Origin of the sequence: Bifidobacterium bombi DSM 19703 (assembly GCF_000737845.1) — a bacterium.
Classification (GTDB): Bacteria; Actinomycetota; Actinomycetes; order Actinomycetales; family Bifidobacteriaceae; genus Bifidobacterium; species Bifidobacterium bombi.
Map to the genome: position 1 here is coordinate 1,260,188 of NZ_ATLK01000001.1, position 25,697 is coordinate 1,285,884.

The window sequence follows — 25,697 nt, forward strand, 5'->3', positions numbered from 1 at the left end:
AACCTATTCGTACCGAATGAACCGGTTACAACCACTCGAACCCCGAGCAATAGACGGCAGAACCAGTCATAGCAACAGCACATCGAAAGTGTCATGCGCGGCAGTGCACACGCGCAACCACGGCTCACAGCGCAACCACGGCTCACAGCGCAACCACGGCAGCACAACCACGGCTCACAGCGCAACCACGGCAGCACAACCACGGCTCACAGCGCAACTAGGTCCCCTACGTCAAGCCGGTACATCTCGCGGAACCGAGGATTGCTCTCATACAGATCGGCAGGCCGCCCCTGCATGGCGATGCGCCCCGACTCCAGGAACACCACGTTGTCCGCGTCTTCGAGACCCTGCAGGTGGTGCGTGACCCACAGAAGGGTACGCGAACCCACGGCCTGCATCATCTGCGCCATCACCTCACGCTCGGTGATGGGGTCAAGGCCTATCGTCGGTTCGTCAAGCAACACCACAGGATTGTCCTTGAGTACGATGCGGGCGAGCGCCAGCCGCTGGCGTTGGCCGCCTGAAAGCCGCTGTCCCGACTCCTCTATCGACGCATCCAATCCACCCGGCAACGCATGTACCGCATCGTCGAGCTGCACCGCCCTCAATGCCGCCCACACCTCGTCGTCGCTGGCCTGCGGCACGCCCATGCGCACGTTCTGCCCGACCGTGGTGTTGAACAGGAACGCCTGCTGATTAAGGTATCCGAAAATCTTCGGACGCTCATTCTGAAGTGCCATGACGGGAATGCCGTTGACACTGATTTCCCCGCTGACCGGCTGTAGGTCGCCCAGCAGCAGTTGCAGGATCGTGGTCTTGCCTTCGCCGCTTGGCCCGAGCAGGGCGACCTTCTCCCCGCAGCCGATATGCAGCGAGAAGTCATCGAGCAGCACCGGCTGCCCGGGGCCATACGAGAAGGTGACATGGCTGAAATCGATGCTTTCCACCGGCCCTTCAAGCTTCTGCTGAGGCACTGGCTCCACCTGCCGGGCTTCGACACGCTCGCTCAGATCATTGAGGTGCGTTATCGAATCGGTGTAAAGCGGAACTTCGGCCGCAGCCTGCGCCACGGCGATGAAACAGTCCACCAACGGGAAGACGGCGAGCACCACGGCGGCCGCGAAGTTCGCCAGCGACTTCGAGCTGGTCATCGTCAGATCAGCCCCCACAAGCAGCCCCACCGCGATGATGCCGAAGATCATCTGTATGGCGAAGTTGCGCCAACGCTCGAAGGACTTCTGCGCCGCCTTGCTGGCGGTCACCTCGGCGAAATCCTGAACTCCGATGTTCGCGAACTCCCCCTCGCGCCTGGTGATGATCCAGTCGCTCAGCCCAAGGTAACTCTCCGTGACCTGCGTGTATTCGTCACGCTGCCTAGCCTTTTCCAACAGATAATGACCGTCGGAGAAGGTCAGCGAAACCAGCGGTATCAAAACCAGCACCAGAGCCAGCATGACGAACAGCATCAGGCTCGACACCCAGGAAAACACGCCCATGGCAAGCGTCACCACCAGCCACATCACATATGCCACGATGGTGGGGAAGATGGTGCGCAGATAGAAGTTCTCAAGATGGTCAAGGTCGTCGGCAAGCAGGCTCAGAACCGTTCCCGTGCGCTCATGCTCAGTCAGGAACGCGGCGTCCCTCGAAAGCGTGTCGTAAAGCTGCACGCGCAGTTTGGAGACCACATGGAGCACCCAGTCGTGACTTTTGATGCGTTCGACGTATTTGAACGCCGGACGTCCGATGCCAAAGGCGCGGGTAAGCACGATGGGTACATAGACCATAAGAATGTTGTACGGGTGCCGCGCCGAACGGCTGATGAGGTAGCCGGAGGTGAACATGAGGCCTGCACCGCACACGAAGGTCATGACACCAAGAAAGAAGATAAGCGCCAACCTGAGCTTGTTGTGCTTGAGATACGGCCAGAACCAGTGGTCATGATGCCAAATGCCTCGGTAATCCGTACGTTTCGCAGCACTGGAAGTCTTCACGCTTCGCGCCGGGCCGAAACCAGCCTCCTTCATGAGTTTGGTGCCGTCGCCAACGGCGGGGGTTGTGCCCGTCCTCCCGCATGCATCGGTGATTGTGTCGGTACCCTTCATACCGTCAGTGTCCATCGTCCCGGCTTTACCGTCACGTTTGGTCGTTCTACTTGCGGTATCCGTCAATCTGGTTACCTCCCATCTCATCGATAAGCGCGTCCAATGCGCCCCCGGTGCCGATCAGCTCGTCTGGGCGGCCTTGCTCGACCACATGCCCCTGGTCAAGCACCACCACCTGATCCACATCAGCGAGCCAGTGCAAACGATGCGTTGCAAAAATGACGAGATGCCTGTCCATGATTGGCAGCAGCGTCTTCTTGAGTTCATATTCGGTTTCGATGTCCAGGTGCGCCGTCGGCTCGTCGAAGATGAGGATCTCGCGCGAACTGTCCAACAGCACCCGAGCCAAGGCGATGCGCTGCGCCTGCCCCCCGCTGATGCCTCGGTTCCCTTCGCCTATGGCGGTTTGAAGACGTTCCGGTAGTTCGTCAAGCCATCCATCGAGTCCTGCTTGGCTCGCGGCAGCCGCCACCGCACCGTCGTCGGCGTCCGGAACATAGAAACGGATGTTGTCTGCGATGGTGCCGCTGAAAATGTATGGCGTCTGCGGAATGTAACTGATATGGCGCTGCCAGGCGAGAGCGTTGAAATGCCGCAGTTCCATGCCATCCAGCGTGATTTCCCCCGAATCGGGAACGTTGAAGCCGGCTAAGAGGTTCACCAACGTCGACTTGCCGGCACCGGAGCGCCCGACCACCGCCACCTTCTCATAACCATGCAACCGGAACGAAATATCATGCAGAGCATCTGGAATCGAATCAGCATCGTTGCACTTCGCAGCTTCGACATCACCGGACTTCGCGGCTTCGACGCCACCATCAGTGCCAACGCCACCATCGGCACCGCCATCAGTGCCGCCACCGTCCTTCCTGTCTCGAGCGCGTCTCGCGCTTGTGCGTCGCTTCCTCCTGGCAGAGTCGCCCGTATCACGTTGCTGCTCGACGGCCTGCATGGCCACGGAATGGCCGGCGACCTGTGCCGCCGCCGAATTCTCCGCGGCCGGGGCGACGCCGTCATATGCGAAGTCAAGGCCACGGATGTCCAACGTACTCTCTGAGGTCCACCCATCCCATTTGAGAGCCTCATCGGCCTCGTTCTGCGCAAGACCAAGGAAATGCATCACATCGCCCAGGGCGTTCTTGCCATTCAGCGTGGCGTGGTAGTTTTCACCGAAGGCACGGATCGGCATGAAGTATTCGGGGGCCAGAATCAAAGCGAAAAGCGCCGGAAAGAGGACGATTGTCCCATTAATCAGCCCTATGCCAAGGAATACCGCCATGATGGCGATGCCCAGCGTGGCGAAGAAATCAAGGGCGAACGTGGATGTCATGGCGACGGCGATGACGCTGATGGTGCGTTTACGGAACTGCTCGCTCGTCGAATATATCTCATCCTCATATCCCTCGCTCATGCCGAGCATTTTCAGTGTAGGCAGGCCGAGGATGCTGTCGACAAACTTCGAATTGAGTATCTTGAACTGGGCGTACTGCTTGTTTGACCGATCGCGGGCGGCCAGCCCTAGAATCACCATGAAAAAGATGAGCAGAGGGAACATAAGCAGTAAGATCAACCCGCTGACCCCGTTCTGAAGCCAAACGAACACCAGCACCACAAGGGGCACCAGCATCATGTCAAGCATCTTCGGCAGGACTATCTGCACGTAGCTTTTGACTTCATCCAGCCCGTCGATGAGCATGGTCACGGTGGATCCGGTACCTCTTGCGGCAAGGGCGGAAGGGCCAAGCCTGAATACCTTGGATTGGATGCGCGGGCGCAGCTCGCATACGACCTCATCCCCCTGACGTGCGGCTATCCGCTGCTTGGCGACATCACAGAGCTGTCGCAAGGTGTAGCAAGCCAGGAAAACCAGAATCGGCATGCCCAACGTATGCAGGGCATGAAGCTTCCATACCTCCACCAGCCCCCACGTGAGCCCATACGTCTGACCCACGATGCAGAACGCCTGAACAAACGACAGCGCGGCGAGCAACGTCATACTGCGACGCACTCCCGAGAATGTAAACAGACTTTTATCTATCATTTGAGAACCTTTGCCCCAAGCAGCCGCACCTCACATCCGATGCGCCCCGGTGATTGATCGAGGGGGCCACCATCCGACCACGTTCGACCCCATCCACCAGCAAACCTTCAGACGGACGGTTTTTCCACCGTACGTTTCACAGCCCACTGTGTACTTCATACCTTAACATCCATGGTCTCCGCGCAAGGACTCGAAACCATCAAGCGAAAAATCGATTGAAATGGATACCACACCAATATGGATGTGCCCGACATCCAACCCGACACCAACAGGCACCGGAGGCAGGACATCGGGCACGTCACCGACCATTTCAAAACCGTTTCAATGAATCACACTTGAGACGGCGCGGCGGAAACGGCAGGAGCCTGCGCATAGACCAGACGCTTGCGCTGGATGTAGTAGCTCCAGCTGAAGTACACGAGGACGATCGGCAGGAAGATGCACAGCACGATGCTCATGGCCTTCAACGTGTAGGGCGAGGCTACGGCGGTCGTGTAGAGCAGGCTCTTCGAGGCGTCTTTCGCGATCATGACGCGGGGGAACATGCCGTTGAAGATGAACGCGATCACACCGGCGAGCGTTACGCCCGAAGCGATGAACGCCCAACCGCCGCGCTTCTTCGTAGCGGCAACATGGCCGCAGATCGTGGCAGCAAGAATCACCACGGTGATGAACAGCGAGGACCACGTGCGCTTCTGGTAGAAGTCGGTGAAGAAGAAGGCCAGGATGACGAACACGACCAAGGCCGGGTAAGCGATCCAGTAGACCTTCTCACTGACGTTGAGCATGTGACGGGAGTCTTCCTTGTCAAGCTTGAGACTCAGGAAGTGCAGCCCGTGCACGAAGCTGAAGAACACCACGGCCACGCCTCCGACGATCGACAACAGGTTGACGACATCGAAGAAACCAGCATGGACGTTCTGCTTGGCATCCATCGGCACGCCCTGGATGAGGCTGGTGAGCATCATGCCAAGGAAGAACGGCGGCAGAACACTTCCCAAGAAGTTGGCCCACTGCCAGACGTTGCGTTCCGAATCGGTTATAGAATGGGCGGCAAATTCGAAGGACACCCCACGAAGGATGAGCCCGACGAGCACCAGGAAGAGCAGGATGTAGTACCCCGAAAACAGGCTTGCATACCACAATGGGAAGGCTGCGAACATGGCGCCGCCGGCGGTGATGAGCCACACTTCGTTGCCATCCCAATGCGGGCCGATCGCCCGCATATAGATGGCGCGCTCATCACCGTTGCGCGCGACCAGGCGCGTGGCGATACCTACGCCGAAATCGATTCCGCCTAGGAAGAGGAAAATCGCGAACAACAACGCGATGACAAAGAACCACAGCAGTTGCAGGAAATCAACCATACTCATGCCAAAGCCACCTTTCTTTCAGCGTGACGGGCGCTGGCGCGCACCACGACGCGTTCATCCTCGGCATCACCGTCAACCGACTCCGGCCCCTGATGCAGGGTGCGGCGCGAGTAGAAGACCATGACGCCACCAAGAACCAGGAAGAGCAGGAAATAGACGATGTTGGTAAACAGTAGGCTCGGCACCGTAGCCGTCGGAGAGACACCGTCTGCAATGGTCAGCAGGCCATAGACGAGCCATGGATAACGACCCAGCTCCGTAATGAGCCAGCCGCCGGTATTGCCGATGAACGGCAGATAGAGACAGACCCCCAAGACCCACAGCTTCCAGCAGCTGTCCGCAAGCGTGTTCTTCGACTTACGGGTGAACCACAGGGCCAAAGCCGCGAGTATCAGCACGGCGAAACCAACGGCGGCCATGAAACGGAAGCTCCAGAACAGCACATTGGTCGGCACGAAGTAATTCGCAATCTCCGGATGAGCCTTGCCGAACTGCTGCAGCATTTCATGATTCAACGTGTTCATGCCCTTCACGGACCCGTGGATGCTGTGGTATGCAAGCAGGGAAAGCATCGCCGGAATCTCGATGCCCTTGGTGGTCTTCGCCTGTTCGTTGATCAAAGCGATCACCGTCCACGGGGCGGGATCTTTGGTGTCGTTGTAAATACCTTCGGTGGCAGCGAACTTCATGGGCTGATCACTGATGATCTGCTGGGTCTGAAGATCACCGGCTACGATGACGAGCACAGCGGAAACGACGGCGATCACAGCCGCCACTCGCAACGAGGAGACATAGAACTCGCGGTTGTTGGCCTGCTTCTTATTGAGAAGACCAAAGGCCGCCATTCCTACGATGACGAAAGAACCCGTCATAAGCGCGCCGGAGATAACGTGCGGGAAAGCCTTCCACAGTTGTGAATTGCCGATAACAGCCCAGAAATCGGTCATCTTCGCGTGCCCATCTTTGGGATCGATCTTGAAGCCAACCGGGTGCTGCATGAAGCTGTTGGCGGCAAGGATCCAGACTGCGGAGATAGTGGAGCCAAGCCATGTAAGCCAAATGAAGATTACATGCACGCCGGGCTTAAAACGGTTCCATGTGAACATCCACACACCCACGAAAGTGGACTCCATGAAGAATGCTAGCAATGCCTCAATGGCTAACGGCGCCCCGAAAATATCACCCATGAATCGTGAATATTCCGACCAGTTCATACCGAACTGGAACTCCTGGATGATACCGGTGACGATGCCGACGGCAAAACTAAGTAGGAAGATCTTGCCCCAGAATTTCGCCATCCGTAGATAGACCGGTTTACGTTTCACAACGTACAACGTTTCCATCACTGCTACGGTGAAGGCCAAGCCAATACTCAGCGGCACGTAGAAGAAATGGAAAATGGTGGTCATTGCAAACTGGAAACGTGACAGACCCAGTACACTCATTCCACCACTCCTTTCTCTTTTATCTCATAAATTCACATTTGCCGCATTACGCTATGCAACAAATATCAGTTACTTTCAAGCATAGTCTTGATGTCCGTCATCTCCAAAACGGAACGGTCATTGACAATCTTCTTGAGAATCTGCACTACAGCGCCCTTGAGCTTCATATGACCGAACGCATCAAGTTCGGCGATTCCGCAATGAGGCCCCAAGGAGCACACCGTACCAAGACTCTTATATACGAATTTCTTCGTAGGCTTGCCTTTGATTCGCGCAACTACATTGGCCGCCGCACAATCAGCCTGAACTATGGAAATCTGACCGGTTCCTGGATACGGCCTGCCGTCTGCGGCGGGATTGGGGACCGCGGACACGTCTCCAATAAGAAACTCGTTCGGATTCCCTTCAACGGACAAATCGTCCTTGACGATCACACGGTTGCGTTTCTGATCATACCCTGATTTGGCGATGACTTCGCTGCCGCGCACACCAGTCGCCCAGATGACGGTGTTGGCTTTGTATTCGGTGCCATTGCTGACCACCGCATCAGGCTTGACCTCGGTGATTGGCGTGGAGACATGGAAGTTCACACCATGCCCTTCCAGATACTTCACTGCCCACTGTGCGAGTTTGGGTTCAAACATCGGCAGTATCTTAGGCGCAGCCTCGATGCAGTCGATACGAATTTTCTCCTCCGGCAGTCCATATTCCTTGACCAGCCTGGGCAGACGCCATACCAGTTCGCCCAAATACTCGATGCTGGTAAAACCAGCGCCACAGACGACGATATGCAGGTCGTTTTCGTCATGGCTCGTATTGTAGCGGGCAAGCATGGATTCGAGACGCCTGCGTGCGGCGAGCGCCGTATCCACATCGACGAGCGGCCAGCCGTTTTCTTCGGCTCCCTTGATTCCGAACGTCTCCGATTCGAAGCCCAAGGCGTTCAACAGGTAGTCATAAGCCAAAGGCTCATGGTCCTTGAGCAACACCTTGTGCGCCGCCCTGTCGATTTCAGTGACCTCGTCGATGAGGACTTCCACCTTCTGTGGTTCCACATCGCGAATGTCAAACGTTATATCTTCCGGCTCCTTGGTGCCGGCAGCCACTTGATGCAATTGAGTGGCCTCGTAGTGATAAGGGTTCTTATTGACAAGCACGATTCGTGCATCAAGCTTTGCATGCACCAGCTTTTTCGCCGCTCGCAAACCCGCATACCCCGCGCCTAAAATTACTATCGTTTTCATACTGCATCCTCAATGGTTGCGGCACTCCTATCGTCAATCGTAGGATACGCGAAAGAGGCCGGCTATATATCGTTTATCGGGCAATAATCTATCTCATCCGCGGAACAAACGTTACACATGAAATCGGCTTTGAGTATGCCATACGTGAACTTGCTGACATTCCCAAACAATGCCGATCTTCCTAAGACTTTGTTTCTCTAGGACCTTTCTTTCGATTCAGACCTTAGCATTAACGCAATGTCAATTGTGATCTTCCTTACAAGAACGTGTCTTCGTTCACTCATTTCAAACGTTTTACTGCTTCCGGGAAGCTTGCGACTCTTACGATATTCACAATACTCTCCTTTACAGGCCACTAAAGAACGCAATTACCATTGGTGGAATCCTTAACGCACGAGCATCGAGACTTGGGCTGAACCTGACGGACAGCTAGGCGCCATCGAGGAACACGAAGAACGCGCTGCTCATCGGTTTGCTCCATGGGAAGCACACCGAAAGCAAATCGGATAGGCACGAGTATAATCCGACCGAGATGCTGCGAGGCGCGGCTTATGGTTCGCACACGAACATTGCATCCAGCTCACGGCACGGTCCGGATGGTGTACCATCCTTGTGGACCATTGCAATGGAATGAACCTAATGCGCACAGGATTGCAGATCGTTGGCCGACCTCAGGACGCGGGCTGCCGTAAACTCGGCGGGGTTGACGACCGCATCGGAAGAGATGGACCACACCCTCGATTCACCGGGCAGGAGACTGACCATCCCCGAATCCACGGTTGAACGCGGATCGACCTTATCGGACATGCAGAAAAGATCACGTACATAGCTCGTGGCCGTAATGGTGAGTTCGTACCCACCCGGCGCCGCGACCGCCGTCGCTTCATACGGACGCGGCGAAAGCCGCTGGTCAATCACCTCACAGGGGTTGTAAATCACCCGCGCGAAACCACAACGCCCCTGAGATGATTCATCGTCAAAGCGAACCGCAATCAGTTCCTGACGGGCATCGGTAAAGTTCGCAACACTCTCATCCAGCCGAACGCTACACCTGCTCAAAGGTTCAATGCACAGGGACTCACGCTGCGAAGCCAGGACCCGACCGTTAAAAGCAATACGTTCGATCTCGCATCGGCCATCAAATGAATCGCACGTATCGTTGAGGAGAATCAGTGATAAGTGATCAGGCTTGACCGGCCCTCCTTCCCAACTCAGCGTCGCAAGAGCCTCGTCGGAGACGCGGGGCTGAATCGTCGCGAAACGCGGGGCGAAGACATCCCTCGAGGCATACCACAACGGTTTACGATGCCCGTAATAGTCCACTGCCGCCCAAGAGACAACCGGCCAATCATCGTTGAGCTGCCATATCAGCAAACCTGCATTGAGTGGCTCCAATGAGCGCATATGCTCCACTCCGTAACGGACAGCCTGTGCCTGTTGAAGCTGGCACGCCCAATGCCAATCCTCCAAATCCGCCCAGCGGTCGCTTTCAATCAGCCAATCACGGTGGCCATTCTTGTCGCGCGATACGTCGTCGAATACCCCCTCCGTCAGATGCGATCGCATCCCTTTGGCCAGCTTGTAGTTACCTTGTGAAGCCTTCTGATGCGTCAGCATCTGCGGTCCGAACACATCCGCGGGCTCATCGTGCACGACTCGGGTGAGGGTGCTCCAGGCAGGTGGGGCCTGATAACCGAATTCGTCGGCGAATCGAGGCTTGTAATCGCCATATTCCCGGTAGTCCTTCCGGTTCCACACATCCCAGATGTGCATGGTCCCGTCCGTGTCGAGGTTCGCGTCGGTGAACGGCGTGAAACTCATAGGTGAGCTCGGTAGGTACACTCTTGTCGGGTCGAGTCGCGAGAGCAGATTGGGGAACAGCGTGCTGTAGTAATAATCTCCCCAACCCCTTTCACCGTATCCATAGGCATTGGGTTGAAGGCTGTCGTCCCGTAACGCCTGTTTGTAGCCAGCCCATTGGGCATAGGCGACATAGTTTTCATTGGAACCGTTCCACACGACCAGACTCGGATGGGGGCAAAGACGGGAAATCTGCTCTTCCGCCTCGGCTTCGATCTGCGCCTTGGTCTGTGCGTCCTCCGGATATGCGGCACAGGCAAGCATGAAGTCCTGCCATACCATGATGCCAAGTTCATCGGCAAGATCATAGAAGAGATCGGCCTCATAAATGCCACCGCCCCACACACGCACCATATTGGAATTCGATTGAACCAGATCATCAAAACGGGAGAGATAAGACTCCGTACCGATACGTGAAGGAAATACATCCACAGGCACCCAGTTATAGCCACGCGCATGAACGGGTGTTTCGTTGACGTAGATTTGGAATGGCCGACCATGTTCGTCTGCGGCGTTGTCCAAACGAACGGTTCTAAAGCCCACGCGCCCATCCCAAGCATCCGTCTTTCCCCGGCCTTCGCGCAAGCCATCAGGCCTGTTCAATTCGACGTGTACGTCATACAGCGGCTGGTCCCCATAACCTCTGGGCCACCACAGCTCGACTTCAGGCACGCGCAAGACGACGGTGGCGCTCGTCCGGCCTGGATCGAGAAGAGATGAAGCACTGACTTCGCACCCCTGACCTTTGATGGCGACGGTAACCTCGATCGGCGCTTGGCCTTCATTCGCCTCAGCGGGATTCATGACCCTTCCGGTTCCGGCTCGCTCGACTTCGACGGTCGTCGTAAGTATCCCAGTGCCCTGTGCGTCCACATCGACCAAAGGACACACGCCTTTCAACCGGGCATCGGACCATGAATCCATGCCTATGGGACGCCAAATTCCGGCATTCGCGGCATCAATCCCCCAATCCCAGCCGAACTGGTATGAAGGTTTGCGAAGTTGATTAAACGCATGATGCTCCGTATGCGGATAATAGCCTCGTTGCTGTTCAAGCCTGTCGGACTCCCTCACCGGAGACTTGAAATCTATCTGTATGCAATTGTCGCCTTCGACAAGCAGAGGTGCGATATCCCAACGATGGGTGCGGTAGTAGTCACACGCATTACCCACCGGACTGCCGTTGAGCATCACATCGGCGACCGTATCGAGACCGTAGGCGACTAGATCATGGCGGCTGTGCCCGTCATCATGCCAAATGAAATGGCCGCTATACCGCCAATCAACATCACCGATCCACTGTTGTGAGCTTTCATTGTCGCCATCAAATGGGTCGGGAATCAATCCTTGCTTCAAAAGGCAAGTAGTCGCTTCACCGGGCACCGTCGCCACGACACCGACGGCAAGCGTCTGCCTGAGCCGTTCCGGAGCCGCTTGCGGATTCAATGCGGTCAGTGTCCAACGACATTGCAAAGGAGTGAAATTATGACCATAACGGTTGAGTACACGTTTCATTTTTATCCTCTTTATCCTCATTTGATGAGAGAAGACTTCACTGGAGATGTCATCTTGACGCTCGAAACGAAGCATGCAGCCGACGGCAGGAATGAAAAACCAGAACCTGACGCAACACCCCCGTGACGACCTCCATCGTGACGGTCTCCATAGCGTTCTTCATTGATTTCCCCATTGACATCATTCGTGACCAAAGCCTAACAGCCCACAGCCACGACTTCCTTCCGGCTTTCGGCCGCCGGAAGATACCATTCGCTGTAAAAGCAACAATAAATCTTCAGTCTGACAACGAACGATGTAGCAGCCAGCGGCACGCTTGTCAACCCATAAAAACCATACGACCACACAACAAGAAACCGTTAAAACGCATATCAAGAAGCCATGCAACCTGCAAGAAGAAACCACGTAAACTATGTGCCAAGAAACCGTGCAACCACACACCAGAAAACACCGGACCTAGACCCGACACGCCACAAGATTAGGAATGTATTGGCAGACGATGATGCCACGTCTAAACATACGATGGACCCGAATCTGGACTTCGCTGCGAAGACTCTCCAACTCGGTGATATTCGTTGATTTTCAGCCGTCTTTGGCTGTTTTGGTGGGTACCCCCTGAGAGAGTCGGACTCTCGTTGTCAGATTGAAAGTCTGACACTAATTCCACTTTAACACTACTGATTGCTAGTTTTTACTTTGGCAGTGTGTACTAACAGTGTACTATTTTGCCTTACATCGTGCAATCGAGCCAGCCGCATTAAGACAATATCAGCCGTACTTTTCCATCATTGCTTTGAGAGCGTGGTGGTCGTGTTTGTATCTGATGGCATTGATGTCGTCTTTGACTTGGCGGAGCCTGAGTGCAGCCTGGTCACTCTGCTCCCGGGTCAGGCTTGGGTCCCGGGTTTGGTCGAGTAACTGGTCTTTGATGCGCTCCATGCTGATCCTGACCCGCTCATAGTCACCGAGCGGGTGGTCATTGTGCCTTCCACGTCCGGTGGTCATGCTGATTGATAGTGTCCTCAAAAGCAATGGCACAATTAAGAGCTATAATTGTCTCATGGCTAAACTAAAACGCACCACCACTGCTAGAAAACAATGCAGGGAGTCTATGCAACACGGCAATCCAAAAACCGGGGAGCTAGAGGAAACGGCTATCAGGCACCAAAACTTTCTTTATTCTCTTTGCGCGTGGCTAAAGAGAAACCTTGCTTTAATCATAAGCATCCTCGCGTTGGTATGTTCAAATCTATGGTCTTGGAGTACCTATTCAAACTGGGAAAAATCAGGAGTTAAATTTAGCTATATCAACGTAGGACAACCAACTTTTACACATGATTTTCACATGGGAAAGAAGGAGATAAGCAAACCTGTAGCACAGACAAAGGTACTTATCTCGAACACCGGGCGTATGAACGCGACAGTAGTGGATGTAAGCCTCAAAAATGGGCATTCATATATCCAGAGTGGCTGTGAAAAACAAGAGGTTACAATCGCACCTGGCGAATCAAAGTTAATCTGGGTCGCCTTTGATAAAGATGAGTGGAACAACCCCAAGAAAAAAATCTACGTCACCACTGCAGACGGCCTTATCACTAGAGCTGACGATAGAGCGGCCAACGGCAAATCGACCGAAGTTTCAAGAAAGCGCGCATCAGATTATGCACAAGCACACGAGAAGCCTAAATCACCAGATTGCATAGTAGGAGTGTTTACAGTTAAGTAGCAGTCTCGATAGCCATTACCCCAAAATCGCCCTCCCCTGCCAAGCAGTGGGAGGGCGATGGCGTTATGACACGGGTGCGTGTCAGGAATCTACTTGCCGGTCATCCTGATGGGGTTGTAGGTGACTCCGAATCCTGCGGCGATGACGCCCGCGGCTGTGCTGACGAACCCGCCGACGTCGGGGTGGCCGAAGGCCATGAGCCCAAGACCGACCACGGACGCGACCAGGGCGAGCACATAGACGGCCGTGCGTACCTGACTGTTGAACACGGGCGTGTAGCCGGCGTCCACATGCTTGGGCGCATCCTCCGCCCGGCCCGCCTGTACGTCGGGCGTCGCGATGGCCAGACGGGCGAGCTCATCACTGCCGATCGGCCGCACTTGGGTCGGACCGGTTGCCCCCACGTCGCCAGGCAAAGCCTGAGCGACCTGGTCTGCCGTCAACATCTCAGCCTGCATCACGTCGCTCATCGCAACGCCTCCACCAGTCGCGTACCCCACGGAGACCGGCTGTCGCCGAGCTTGATGCAGGGCAGGGTCCTGCCGCACGCCTGCGCCACCATCTGCAGGGCGGTCACCTGATCGGGATGCGTCAGATCGTGCAGCCGCTGGCCGTCGAAATACCGCAGTCCCGGCTCGTCATTGATCTGGATTATCGCTTGCATGTCATCATCCTCCTGTCTTACGGGCGTTTCGCCCGTCAATAATTGGTTTGCCTTGTCGATCACATAAGCCACGTCCAGGCCGTTAGGAGCCAGGTCGGGGCATCCGGCGTGATCGCTGCCGGGCACCTCGCGATGCAGCCACACGTTGCCGTCCAGCCCGTCATGCCACAGGCGGGGCCACCCGTAACGGCGCGCGATATCGGCACACAGCTCGGCCGAGGCATCCATGCACGCCCGGGTGCACGGCACCCCGGCCATGCCGCCCTCATGCTCGATGCTGATGGTCGAACAGTTGGAAACCTCGTTGGCGTCGGACCACGAGCCATCGGACTCGCTGACATACTGGTGGATGGTGCCGTCAGCCCCGATGCCGTAATGCGCTGAAGTCTGACTGGCCTGACCGGCGAACACGCTGTCGGTGCCGGTCAGGCGGCCGACCATGATGTGCAGGGTGATGTGCGTGACCGAGTAGCCGCACCGACCCTGATAGTGGTTGGGACTGCCGACCCATTGGACCTGCATGCGCCCTCCTTCCCACCCCCGAGCGGGGGTGATATACGAAAGGCCACCCCAATGGGGGTGGTCTAGTTGTTAACGATGATGGTGGCTAGTGGTCGGGCGGGTCTCGCGCCAGCGTGTCTGGAGCGACCTGGGCGCGCAGCTCGTCCGGCAGCCGAGGTTTGGGATGACGGGCCATGTACTCCGGCTCCATGGCCTTGACCGCCGGGTCCAGCCAGTGACACAGGCTGCGGATATAGGACACCGCCACCCAATACTGAGCTTGACGCTCCTCCAAACGCTTGATCTGCTTGTCTTGGTCGTCAACCTGGGTGCGTAAAGGCTCGATGATGTCCTCGCGCATGATCTCCGTGGCCTCGTGGGCCGCCTGCACGGCCATCTGCTCGGTAGCGGCCCTGCTCTGCCGCCGCCCCGCCCACGCCGCTATCAACGCGCTCAACGCGCCGGACCCGACCATGGCCGGCAGCAGGACCATGAGCAGGTCCTTATCCAACAACAAATCCATCAAAGGCATACACAACACCAATCCGCCAAACATACGGCTCCAATCGACTGGGATATATCGCAGTAAACGGGATAACAAAATCATCGTGCGCAAATCAGTTTGGCGGTGATGCTGCTCCGCAGCCCGTTCATTGCGGTGAAATTCGGAGATTCTATACGCCACCCGATGCAATCCCCGGCTTCAAGGTACGCAAAGTGAGGTGGCACGGGGAATTCCACCCATGACCCTTCGCAGCGTGCGTAAATATTCGTGGGTATTCTATCGTACCCGTTGAAATTATTCTTAGCTCTTGAAGCGGCAATGATGATTTCAGGCTCACCTTGCCGAAATACGTTAGCTATTCCGCTTATTTCGTAGACGCCAGCCAAAGGCACTTGCAAGAAACCATTCTTCAAAGAATACTGTGATGCTCCGTTTATCGTCCTGACTTCCTTGAAAGTCACCTCCCAAGGACCATCATCGTTAACTGAGTTATATGCCTGACCGATGGAAATACGATCTGCTGGTGCACCATTGATAGTGACCCCATGGTTGCTGTCAACCTGAATAAAGCTTCCACCATTTACCCCAATAGTGACAGACTCTTCGTGTGGTGAATCCCGGGCAGTTATAACTCTATGCTGCCCCATACACACGAAGAATTCTTTTACGGTCCTATCGTCGCTAATGTTGCCGGATATCCCCCAGTGGATGATTTCCTTACCGTCATTTCTTTTCTCAATAAGTGATATTCCCCCAGTGTGATTAGATAATATATCAGCTTGCCGCATCGCCATATATGTGCCATTTTGCGATGTTTGGAAACCACCGACCGCGTTCACGCCGTTGGCATTAGCTGTGAACAGTTCTTTCTCATCCTTGCTTTTTACGAAGAACCCGTTGGCGTCGAACCCGGTCAGCCCATCGGGTGTGGTGAACCTGCCAGAACTGACAATCGCTGCCGTAACATCACCAACGTTGACTTTGTCAGCGGTTACGCTTTGTGCTGCAATTTGAAGCGCGGTAACAGCATTTGCCATTATTTTTCCGGTTGTTATTGCATTATCGGCTATTTCCGTGGTTCCAACTGACGATGCTACAAGCACCTTGTTTGCCATCAAAACCATGTCATTCCAATCGGCACCATTCCACACATAGATTCCTGTAACATTCCCGTTCTGAACGGACGCGATTTTAAACCACAAGTCACCATCAGCAACAAGTGAAGTATCTGGAGGTGTTACGCCACTGAATATTTTATTTTTCTGATCGGCTGTTAATCTGGCTTGACTTGCAGTATCCAATGCTTTTTGTGCATTTTTCTGCACTGCATCAATATCAGCTTTATTGACTGCTCCGATGACCGTAACCATTATAGGTTCGGATTCTTCACTTACATTCGGAGCACTCTCTCCTTTATCATTATGCGCGTCATCAAAAGCCACTGCAGTAATCGTTAACCTAGTACCGTCTTGCATATCGGCTTTAGACTGCGATCCGGATCTAGACAACTCACCGAAATCATAAATAACACCATTGCAATCTTTAGCAGTTATTTTGATATGACTGAAATCGGCTGGTATACCTTTTTCGAGTGTCCCATCCCAATTTACAATCACGCCGCCGGCAACACTGGAAGCGGTCAGTCCAGTGGGCCGCCCAGGAGGTGTGGTATCACCTACCCATTGAGCCACACCGGAACGACCAGCGTCTGTGCCGACAATGGTCCTTGATCCATCGGCATTATGGATAGTGATACTACCGGCTTTACGGGTCTGCTGCCTCCTGCTCTTATCTAAAGCCAGTTGCGCCAAAGCAGTAGCGGCATCAATGGGATCTGACGAAGTTATATTTGGATGAAAAACCATTATGCTCCCTTACTGGAATGGTGCCGGTGCTACGTCAAATTTGAGGGTTGCCTTATCGCTCTGGTCGCCTGACATCTCCATAAGTCGCAGATGATACATGCCGTCAGGCAAGGAAGGGAAACCATTAAGATATAAATCGACTGACTCACCGGGCCAGTATGAGCCAGCTGGATGTTTTGGATGGCCGTTGTTATCGGCGTCGTTAAAGTCGACGACACCAGTTATCTGCATGAGCTTGGTCCCACTTTGTGTCGCAACTCCTTGCACATGGCTGCGGAGCAAATCGAGACCCTCAGTGTCGGTGTCCCCGTAAACGGTCTCCCTGAGCACAGGCGGGTCATTAGCACTGTTGATTAGATCCATGTGCTCCACGCAGGCCGTCACCGTACTCTCGTCTGTACCTGCGCCTGTCGCATACCAGCGGTGATAGCCATCCTGGTATGCGACATGAATATCCTCGACATCTCCACCTTGTGGGGAATAAGTGAATGAGATAGGCAGTCGGTCGGCATCAAGGAAAACATCTGCGTCAGAGCCTGCAAGGAAACGCACACGAAAATGCCGTCCATCCTGCGTACGATATGGTCTAAAAGTGATGTCCGGCCCACCCTGACAGTTGGTAATGTTTGAAAGTAGATTGGACACCGCGAGATTCTGCACGTTCCAAGCCTGGTAATTGGTGCGCTGATGGGCCCCTGCTTCGCCAAGATAGCTCCAGTCGAATGGCAGCGCGCCCCCCTGCTTGGCGGATGTGGCTATACGGCCCAGCTCGGAGCATATGCCTCGATATGACATCGACTCGAAGGATATGACGTCATCACTGTGCCCATCCTGGAAAGCACCGTCCCGGACCGCATACCGGTCGGCAAGGATGGTCATTGGGCTCTCCAGGCTGAATGTGGTGTCCAGGAAACCGTCCTCGCGAGCGCCGATTTTGCCCCAGAATATCGGGGTTGCTGTTCCGTATCCGCTGTTGTTGTCCATGTCGGTGACCCATTCGGTGACGATGGCGCGTCGTTGGGAGTCGAGTAGGGCATTACGTTCTGCGGCGGTGGATGCGGGGATGGCGGTCCATGGTATGGTTAGGCTACTTTCGTCTGTTTTTCCTGGGCCTTTGTCTGTGGTGGCGAAGCCGAAATCGCTGATGCCCATCTGCCATGAAAAGCTGGGGATGTCGATGGGGGCGATGATTTGTCCGGTGCGGGCGTCGCATATCCAATGTCTCCAGCTCATCTGATGACTCCACGGTCCCATACGTCGACTTGTCGCAGTCCGCGCCACCAGAAAGCGGGACCATTTGTGTTGGGTTTGATGTCTACTATGATGTTGTGCCATCCGGCTTCCAGCTCAAGGATCCATGAAATGGTCTGTCGCTGATAATATATGCGTGGGATGAGGCACTCGTCATTTTCGTCGGTCAGTATTTTGTCGCCTTGGTGTGAGTCGCGGACTCTTGCGTAGCATGATGTGGTGTCACTGTCGCATTCGGCGCGGAAGGTGAAGCGTACTTCCACCAGTCGGTCGGTGGGGAGGTTGAAGCCTGTGGCCGCTTGTGCCCACCACCTGTCGGGAGTCCAATCCTGTATTAGGCTTTGCGTGTTGGATGCGTATCCTAGACGTCCCATGCTTGCGCCGTATGGTATCGCATAGTTTACACTCCCTATTGGCGATGAGGATGATGTGGATGTGGCTCCAGCGGGTACGAGCATGTCACGCAATCGCAAGGAGCCCGATGGGATTTCTGGTGGAACAGGTGCTGCTGATGGCGTACCTTGTACTACGTGTAGCTCTACTTGATTGTCCGGTATTCCGGTGTGGGCCACGAGATATATGCTGTCGATGCGTTCATATGCTCCGTCTCCCGCGGTAACTTGTTCTATGGTGAGTCCGCCGGGCCAATAGGCTTCGACTGTCCCATCATCGCCAGCCATCCCGGATACCGCCACACCTGATTCGGCACGGTATCTGAGGCCTGATACGCCGCAAACCTCTAGACCGCAGATGACACCGGTGTTGTGCCATCCTGCCTGTATGATCCGACGATGCGTTAATGCGTCTAAACCGTTGCCTGACTCGTCGGGCGCTACACCCAAAGCCGTAACCATATACTCCTCCTCATGTAATCATTTAAAACTTGGGAATCAGATATAGGTGTCATGTAATTCCACCGTGACTGATCCATCTCCCACACTGGCTAAGTGCAGCGTCACTGACCCTCCCGGTCGCACACTGGGTACTGCGCGACGAACCAGACTTCGGCTGACATCGATTCCACCCATACTGGCAGTCTGCGACCTACAGTCCAAAATCAGAGGCACACCTGATACGACTTTGCCGGACCATTCCAGAGACTGTTCTCCATCACAGACAATGACCACACCGTCAGGCCAATCGCCTGATACTGTTAGACATGGGTATGCAGTGGCGGTTCCTCGGTTGGATAGTCGAAGTAGATCATGTCCTCCGGCAGCCCGACCATAGGATAAGGGGTACGCTAGGCCATTGGCGTTCTGACCGTAGGATAAACCTCCTAAGGGCCCGGACTGTGGGATGAGCTGGCCCTCCTGGGCCTGCCATGACAGTCGTTCCGGTCGCGGGCACACCACGGTGAGAGTCCCGGTCATCCTGCCCTCATGCCAGGCGGGGTCCACACTAACGGTGGCGTAGCCTTCCACATAAGTGTCATCGCCACCGTCCACGACCCTCAGCCTGACCGGAACGGAAGCCGCGGACAGGATACGAGACAGCGCCGTGATCACCTGCGAACGTTCTTCGCCCAAGGCGACCCAGTGCAGGGTCACGGTGCGTGAGGAGTAGATAATCGCGTCGGGAGCGATGTCATGTGCCCCATTGCCCGAGGCACGTTCGGCCATGGTGACCTTCGCCTCGGGTGTCGACCGCCATCCCTCGATGCCTTCACCGCTGACGCCCAGACAGTCTGGCCGGTCCTGTGACATGCTGCCGCTGAACCTCACCTGACGGTCGCGGTAGTAGAGGATCGCGAATGCTGGCTGATAGCTCATGACACTCCCATCATCGAGGCGCGCAGCTGGCGCGCGGCCGTCCGACCGTTGATGGTGCCAGCCACATATGGATCCTTGACACCGTAATTGTTGATGGTCACCTGCATGGCCGGCATGGGCTTTTCCTTGCCGGTCTCGCCGCGATCGCCATCCTTGGAGAACAGGGCCCTCTGCTGGTCGCCGGTGAGCACCAGCTCAGGGTCCATGGTCCGGTTGCTGACCACGGTCACGCCCGGGGCCAAGTATCCGCCCTTGTCGTACAGTCTGGGAACGATGCCGCCGTCCGCGTACCCTCCGGGCCTATCGAGCGCCGACAAGCTCCCGTACCGGTGGATCGCATAGTTGAGTCCAGCGTAGATGTTGGCGAGCGGCTCCGTGATGGGGTGTCCTGCGAAAGGTCCCGCATAGGCGGCGAAAGTGGGCGGGATGACTTGCATGAGGCCCTGCGACGGCATACCCGCCTTGGCGTTGCTATCCCAATTGTTAATCGCGTTGGGGTTACCTCCGGACTCCTGGTTCATGCGTCGCAACACGGTGTCAGCCCAGCTGGCCGGCTGTGCGAGCATCTGCAAGGCCTGGAGCACCAATGGCCTCCATCGCTGCACACCGGCACCACCGTCACCTCCAGGTGCCGGAGCGCCACCGCCAAACAGGCTCGCGGCCATGCTTTTGACCTTATCGACCAGGGCCTGCATGGTCTTTATAGGCAGTTGGGCGATCAGGCTTCCCCAGTCGCCGGCACCGATGCCCGCCAGCGCGGTCTTGACCGGGTCAACGATCAGACGGTTGACCGTCCCACCTGGGTCACGCACGAATTCCATGACACTCTTGGCGGCGTCATGGAGCCAATGCTCGGCATCCTTGACTATGCCACCCATGTCGAATCCGGGCACAATTCCCCCAGTGGAAAACCCCATGTCCGCGCGGACGGCCGCGGGGCCGGACTGACGTGCCAGACGGTTCCACCGATAGACGTTGTCGGCACCTACGGCCCGGGTCCATTCGGGCACCATCCACGCCTCGCCGGGCGAGGTCAATGCCAAGATCGTGTCCTGGCCGGGCGCGTAGCCGGGGTTAATGCCACCTTCCGCAAAATGCGCGTCCGGCAGCTTCAAATCAAGGCCTACCGCGCCAGCGACCTTGTTCCATACCGCCTGGATTCCATTGGTGTACACAGTGTCGACAACCCAGTGCACAGGTTTTGCCGCAGCATCCTTAATCTGATCCCAGGAGCGTCCAATCCAATCCTTCGTTGCCTCGAACGCCTGCCCGATATCATGGATGCCGTCCTTGAACGGCCCGATGACATGATCGTTGATCCAATTCCAAGCATCCCTGAACTTTCCTACGATCCAGTCCCACACGGGACGAATGTGACCATTGTAGAAGTCGTTCCATATCATACCGAGGCCCCTGATTTCGGCCTTGAAACCGTCAATAATGTTCGTCTTGATCCAATTCCAAGCATCCCTGAACTTTCCTACGATCCAGTCCCACACGGGACGGACATAGTTGTTGTAGAAGTCGTTCCACCGGTCGCCAAGAGTTTTGATGCCTTCCTTGAAGGGTTTGACGACATTCGTGTCAATCCACTTCCACGCCCCGCCCATAATTTTGCGGATTGCTTTGAATGCGGGATCGATGACGTTGTGCCAAAGGTACTCCACGGGCTTACGCAGCAGGTTAAAGGCGATTACCCACGGGCTAACGAAGACCGTCACGACGAAAGTTATCAGGAACTTAAAAACCTGGCTTATTCCATGCCCGGCCGCCTTGACGAAATTCCAGAATCCTTGGAACACCGATTTGATTTTGTTCCACGCAGCCTTGAAGAAGTTGACAAACGGACCGGCAAACCATTTACCGACGGACTCGCAAGTGTGCTTGACCCCACGCATCAACTTGTCAACGGCGTCATGAAAAGGCTTGCACTTGTTATAAGCAAGGACGAAAGCACCGACTAGAAGGCCGACAACTGTCACGATCTTACCGATCGTGCTCCCTTTCCACACAAGCTCAAGCAGCCCGAACGCTGTTTTGAAAGCGGATACCGCTTTACGTGCCAAGCCCACCGCCAGCGTCAAGCCAACAACTCCAGTAACAACCCCAGCCAGCACTTTAGTGAGCGTCTTATGACTATCGGTGAAAGCTTTAATCTCCAACGCCCAGTCGGTCATGCCGCGCATGGATTTGGTGATGGCTGGAAGGAACTTGGAGGCGAGGGTGATGCGCGATGTTTCGAGCATCTGGTTAAACCGTTCGGTCTGCACTCTGGCGGTGCGCTGTGTCTCACCCCAAGTGCTGATATCTTTGCCGTTCTTTTTGGCGGCATCGGATATGCCGTTGACGTTGCTGGCGAAAGTCTTGGCCGATCCTCCCGAAAGCATGAGCGCCGTGTTCATGCCGGTGGCTCCACCCATGATTTTCTTCAACGCCTCCGTATACGTCTGCGCCTGCGGCGATCCTTGTTTGAGCTGATCGTTAAACCCCTTGCTCTTGGTATACATCTGTTCCCACTGGCGCACCAGCGAGGCCTGGGTGTCAGGCAGCGCTTTGAGACCTTTGCGGTAGTCGTTGAGGGTCACAGAACCGTCCATGACGCCTTTGGCCAGCTCCTTCGACGCTCCGGTGAGCTTACCGAACATGGTATCAGCATCCTGAGCGGCGAACTTGGACTGGTTGAAGGCGTCCAGAAGGATAGTGCCCGAAGGCCCCATCTTCTGCAGGATTGTTTCACTGAGATATCCTATAGTGCCGGTAAGCCCCCGTTTGCCGAGATTCTGGGCCACATCCACGCTGCTGATGCCGAATTGCTGCATCTCCTTGACAGCAACCTGATTGGGTGCCTGAAGATTACGGATCGTGTTGGCCAGCTCTTGTGTGGACTCCTGCGCGGAGGTGCCATGGGACGTGAGAGTTGCTATTGCCCCACCCACCTGGTCGAAGCCGATGCCGGCAGCCGAGGCGACTGGGAGCACCGTAGACAGAGATCCGGCGAACTCCTGCATGGTGGTCTTGGCCTCTCCGGAGGCGGCGACCAGCTGGTTGGTGACGCTGCTGGCCCTGTCAGCGGGGATGTTGTAGGAACGCATGATGGAGGTCAGTGCGTTGGTCATGACGCCAAGGTCGACCTGCTCGTCGGTGGCCCCCTGCGCGGCTGCCTTAAGGACCTTAAGACCGTCCGCGCCGCGGATCTGGGCCTTTTCCATTGTGTACATGCCCTCGGCGAGCTGGCTGGTGCTAATGCCCGTCTGGACGGCGATGTCTTTGATGCCCTCTTCCACTTGGTGGAGGTTCTTTGTGGACTCGCCGCCAGCCGTGACGAGCAGGTTCATTTGCTTTTCGAAGCCTTCGGCCGCATCGGTGCTGTTCTTCATCCATTGCGCCAGTCCGACCGCGCCCAGGCCGACACCGAGCAGGCTCAGGCTTCTGCGGGCACCGTCCCAGATGCCTTTGAGCTTACCGGATTTCCCGCCGACCCCTTCGAGGGCCTGTCCGAAGCTTGCCCATTTGGATGGCTGCTCCTCGGTGGCCTTGGCGAGGTCCTTGTTGGCCTTGGTCAGCTGCTCGGTGGTCTCCTTTGATGCATTCTTGGCGACTTTAAGAGCTTTCTCGGAAGTTTCCACACGCTCGTTGGTCTGTCTGACTCTGGCTCTGGCTGCGTCGAGCTGCGCTTCGGCTTTGATGGCCTGTGAGGAGGCTGGACCATACTTCTCTACCTGTTCAGAAAGTCGTTTCTCAGCGGCCTCCTGGTTTTTGGCGGCGACGGCCGCTGCGTCGCGCGACTTGGAGATGTCCCGCGTCGCGTCTTGCACCGCCCTTTTGGCTTTGGACTCGGCATCCTGAAGAGCAGACACCTGTTCCTTGAGCACGTCGGTCTTGGACGTGGCCGTCATGGACTGGGTCCAGGCGCGTCCCGCGGACTGTCCCGCCTGGCTTGCCGCGTCTGTGGTGCCTGTCAGCAGTAGTTTGGCAAATTCCGCCAAATCGGGCAGCACGGGCACGTATGCGGGTTTCACAGCCATGGTCAGCCTCCGGGGATGATACGGGATGACAGGGAGTCCAGTTCGTTTCTGACCTGGACATCGAGGTCGTCTTCAGGGCGGTGTTGTTTTTGTCTCTTTTGCTCATCCCGTGCGAGCGCCAGGGAGAGCACGTTGTACGGTTTAAGCCCTCGCACAAGTACGGCGAGGGCTCTGAGTGTGATGTCTCCGCGCCAGTACTCCGCGATCGGGTCACGGGGGCTGTATTGCTCGCATAATGCGGCTTCCAACTCCTCGGGGTGACCTTCAGCGTCGAGGAGATCTAGCGCTGTGTAGGGACTCCATCCGGCGTAGTGGACTCCATCTGCTCGCCGATTTCATTCATCAGCAGCATGACGTCTGCGACCTGTCCGCCGTCAGCGATGAAGTCGTTCCATTGGTCTCCGAGTACGGCTTTGGCCATGTCGATATCGGTCTTCGCTGCGGTGACCGCCTCCTTGGTCCTGTTGGATTGAAGTAGAGGGTGTTCGATATGGTAGACGCGGGCCTTTTCCTCGTCCTTGACGGTGAAGTCGATGGTGTCGGTGACGCCGGGATGGGTCTCCTTGTATTTCTGTCGGATGGCGTGCAGCGAGTATTTTGTTGACATTTATGCTCCTTAAAAAATAATCATGATTGATATGTTGTTGCTGTTTCAGGCTGTTTTCTTGACGCTGGAGGCCTTGTCGTACTGTTTGCCGGTCTTCTCGTCGGTCAGTACGTCGAAGGTGAATCCTAGGTCCTCGGTGTCTGCGCGGTCCATGGTCCGGTCACCGAACCCGCTGATGGTCGCCTTGTACGCAAATTCAACGCGGTAGACGGCGTCAGTACCAACGCCGTCCTGGGTGAGCAGGTAGATGCGGTAGAGGGGCAGCTGGCTCATGCCACGCTCGGTGATGGACCATGTCTTTTCGTCCTTGCTGGCGGGCCATGCTGATACGGGCTGGCCGGCACGGAGCGCCTGCGTGTACGCGTTGGCCTCGCCGAAGGTCACTTCCAGCTGACGCGTGGAGGAGCTCAGATCGCTGCGCACCGGCTCGAGATCCTGCAGCATGGTGGTGTCATCGGTCTTGACGCTGCGCTTCTCGACTGCGCCCTTGGTGGTGACGTATCCCATCTGCTTGTAACCGTCCGGCAGTTTGCACGGCAGGCCGTCCGCGCCGAAAAACTTGGACGGCGCGGGCGTCGAATAGTCTGCGATGGCGAAGACCATGGTGGCGTGCTTCCGCACGTTTCCTGAGCTGTTCTGCATATAGGCCTGCAGGTCGGCGATTGTATCAGTCTGCACGTCATCTTGAGTACCGATGCCGTCTGGCATTGTAGGGTTTATCAGATCGTTCATTGTTCTTCCTTTATATGCAAAAAGCCTCCCGCTTTGAGAGGCCTTATATTGGTTTATCGTTGATTCAGCTGTTCACTGGTCTCATGACCAGTGAGAACGTCGCCGTGCAACGTAGGATGGCGGGGTCGCCGAACGGGACATCACTGAACGCGGTTCCGGACACATCGTCCACATACCCATACTGGTTGCCGTTGCCAGCCAGCGCAGCCATGCACGAGTCCATCGTCTGTATCAGCGGGTTCATGTCCTTCCATGAGCCTGCCAGCAGATCGATGTCAACGCTCGCCGAGCGTTCGACTACTCCGAGCGTTCCCGAAGGGCTCAGACTGGTTCGCACGGCGGGGAGTCTGGCGCGCAGTTCGGTGATTTCTGGCAGTACCGTGTATGGCGAATATCCGGTGCGGTCCTTGATCCATTGGTTGACCAGCCGCAGATGCTGCGGCCATCTGACAGGTTCCACCTTCGC

General features: G+C 55.9%; 20 protein-coding genes. 1 reads left to right on the forward strand and 19 read right to left on the reverse strand.

What is annotated here, in order from left to right; all coding sequences use genetic code 11:
* Positions 1-206: 206 nt before the first annotated feature.
* From cydC to BBOMB_RS04835, 7 genes are all read right to left on the reverse strand, one after another.
* A complete protein-coding gene (cydC, locus tag BBOMB_RS04805; protein ID WP_238549890.1) occupies positions 207-2,171 on the reverse strand; it encodes a thiol reductant ABC exporter subunit CydC in 1,965 nt (654 codons plus the stop codon).
* Positions 2,152-4,146, reverse strand: coding sequence for an ABC transporter ATP-binding protein/permease (locus tag BBOMB_RS04810; RefSeq protein ID WP_044088071.1), 1,995 nt, complete (start codon positions 4,144-4,146; stop codon positions 2,152-2,154). Before BBOMB_RS04810 ends, cydC begins: the two co-directional genes overlap by 20 nt.
* Before the next feature lie 329 nt (positions 4,147-4,475).
* On the reverse strand, positions 4,476-5,519 hold the full coding sequence (gene cydB / locus BBOMB_RS04815) for a cytochrome d ubiquinol oxidase subunit II (RefSeq protein WP_238549891.1): 1,044 nt from the start codon (positions 5,517-5,519) through the stop codon (positions 4,476-4,478).
* Positions 5,516-6,964, reverse strand: coding sequence for a cytochrome ubiquinol oxidase subunit I (locus BBOMB_RS04820; protein WP_044088069.1), 1,449 nt, complete (start codon positions 6,962-6,964; stop codon positions 5,516-5,518). The genes cydB and BBOMB_RS04820 overlap by 4 nt, the downstream gene beginning before the upstream one ends.
* A 65-nt stretch (positions 6,965-7,029) precedes the next feature.
* Complete coding sequence (locus tag BBOMB_RS04825) at positions 7,030-8,208, reverse strand: NAD(P)/FAD-dependent oxidoreductase (protein ID WP_044088068.1); 1,179 nt, start codon at positions 8,206-8,208, stop codon at positions 7,030-7,032.
* 636 nt (positions 8,209-8,844) lie between these two features.
* The gene (locus BBOMB_RS04830) at positions 8,845-11,583 is read right to left on the reverse strand and encodes a glycoside hydrolase family 2 protein (protein WP_044088067.1); all 2,739 of its coding nucleotides are present in this window, start codon (positions 11,581-11,583) and stop codon (positions 8,845-8,847) included.
* Between the two features lie 768 nt (positions 11,584-12,351).
* Positions 12,352-12,609, reverse strand: a complete 258-nt coding sequence (locus BBOMB_RS04835; protein WP_152570180.1) for a hypothetical protein — start codon at positions 12,607-12,609, stop codon at positions 12,352-12,354.
* Positions 12,610-12,643: 34 nt separating this feature from the next.
* Here BBOMB_RS04835 and BBOMB_RS04840 point away from each other — a divergent pair, with 34 nt between their 5' ends.
* On the forward strand, positions 12,644-13,309 hold the full coding sequence (locus BBOMB_RS04840; RefSeq protein WP_152570179.1) for a hypothetical protein: 666 nt from the start codon (positions 12,644-12,646) through the stop codon (positions 13,307-13,309).
* A gap of 89 nt (positions 13,310-13,398) precedes the next feature.
* On the opposite strand, the gene BBOMB_RS08330 is transcribed toward BBOMB_RS04840, so the two are convergent.
* The 12 genes from BBOMB_RS08330 to BBOMB_RS04900 form a co-directional block, all read right to left on the reverse strand.
* Positions 13,399-13,809 carry a hypothetical protein gene (locus tag BBOMB_RS08330; protein WP_238549892.1) on the reverse strand — a complete coding sequence of 137 codons (411 nt, stop codon included), beginning with the start codon at positions 13,807-13,809 and terminating at the stop codon, positions 13,399-13,401.
* The gene (locus BBOMB_RS04850; protein ID WP_044087959.1) at positions 13,776-14,495 is read right to left on the reverse strand and encodes an N-acetylmuramoyl-L-alanine amidase; all 720 of its coding nucleotides are present in this window, start codon (positions 14,493-14,495) and stop codon (positions 13,776-13,778) included. Before BBOMB_RS04850 ends, BBOMB_RS08330 begins: the two co-directional genes overlap by 34 nt.
* Positions 14,496-14,580: 85 nt before the next feature.
* Complete coding sequence (locus BBOMB_RS04855) at positions 14,581-15,030, reverse strand: hypothetical protein (RefSeq protein WP_052377489.1); 450 nt, start codon at positions 15,028-15,030, stop codon at positions 14,581-14,583.
* Positions 15,031-15,077: 47 nt separating this feature from the next.
* Positions 15,078-16,844, reverse strand: a complete 1,767-nt coding sequence (locus BBOMB_RS04860) for a phage tail protein (RefSeq protein WP_044087958.1) — start codon at positions 16,842-16,844, stop codon at positions 15,078-15,080.
* A 9-nt stretch (positions 16,845-16,853) separates the two neighbouring features.
* Positions 16,854-18,077, reverse strand: coding sequence for a hypothetical protein (locus tag BBOMB_RS04865; protein WP_044087957.1), 1,224 nt, complete (start codon positions 18,075-18,077; stop codon positions 16,854-16,856).
* Entirely contained in the window at positions 18,074-18,469 is a 396-nt protein-coding gene (locus tag BBOMB_RS08070; RefSeq protein ID WP_152570178.1) for a hypothetical protein, read from the reverse strand. The genes BBOMB_RS04865 and BBOMB_RS08070 overlap by 4 nt, the downstream gene beginning before the upstream one ends.
* A 516-nt stretch (positions 18,470-18,985) precedes the next feature.
* The gene (locus tag BBOMB_RS04875; RefSeq protein WP_044087956.1) at positions 18,986-19,867 is read right to left on the reverse strand and encodes a hypothetical protein; all 882 of its coding nucleotides are present in this window, start codon (positions 19,865-19,867) and stop codon (positions 18,986-18,988) included.
* Complete coding sequence (locus tag BBOMB_RS07630) at positions 19,864-23,892, reverse strand: phage tail tape measure protein (RefSeq protein WP_052377491.1); 4,029 nt, start codon at positions 23,890-23,892, stop codon at positions 19,864-19,866. Before BBOMB_RS07630 ends, BBOMB_RS04875 begins: the two co-directional genes overlap by 4 nt.
* A gap of 2 nt (positions 23,893-23,894) precedes the next feature.
* The gene (locus BBOMB_RS04885; protein ID WP_052377492.1) at positions 23,895-24,140 is read right to left on the reverse strand and encodes a hypothetical protein; all 246 of its coding nucleotides are present in this window, start codon (positions 24,138-24,140) and stop codon (positions 23,895-23,897) included.
* Positions 24,141-24,172: 32 nt separating this feature from the next.
* Positions 24,173-24,499 (reverse strand): hypothetical protein, encoded by a 327-nt coding sequence (locus BBOMB_RS04890; protein ID WP_044087955.1) that lies wholly within the window; start codon positions 24,497-24,499, stop codon positions 24,173-24,175.
* Between the two features lie 45 nt (positions 24,500-24,544).
* Complete coding sequence (locus tag BBOMB_RS04895; protein ID WP_044087954.1) at positions 24,545-25,231, reverse strand: hypothetical protein; 687 nt, start codon at positions 25,229-25,231, stop codon at positions 24,545-24,547.
* A gap of 64 nt (positions 25,232-25,295) precedes the next feature.
* Positions 25,296-25,691: a hypothetical protein gene (locus BBOMB_RS04900; RefSeq protein ID WP_044087953.1), complete on the reverse strand. Its 396-nt coding sequence runs from the start codon at positions 25,689-25,691 to the stop codon at positions 25,296-25,298.
* Positions 25,692-25,697 lie beyond the last annotated feature (6 nt).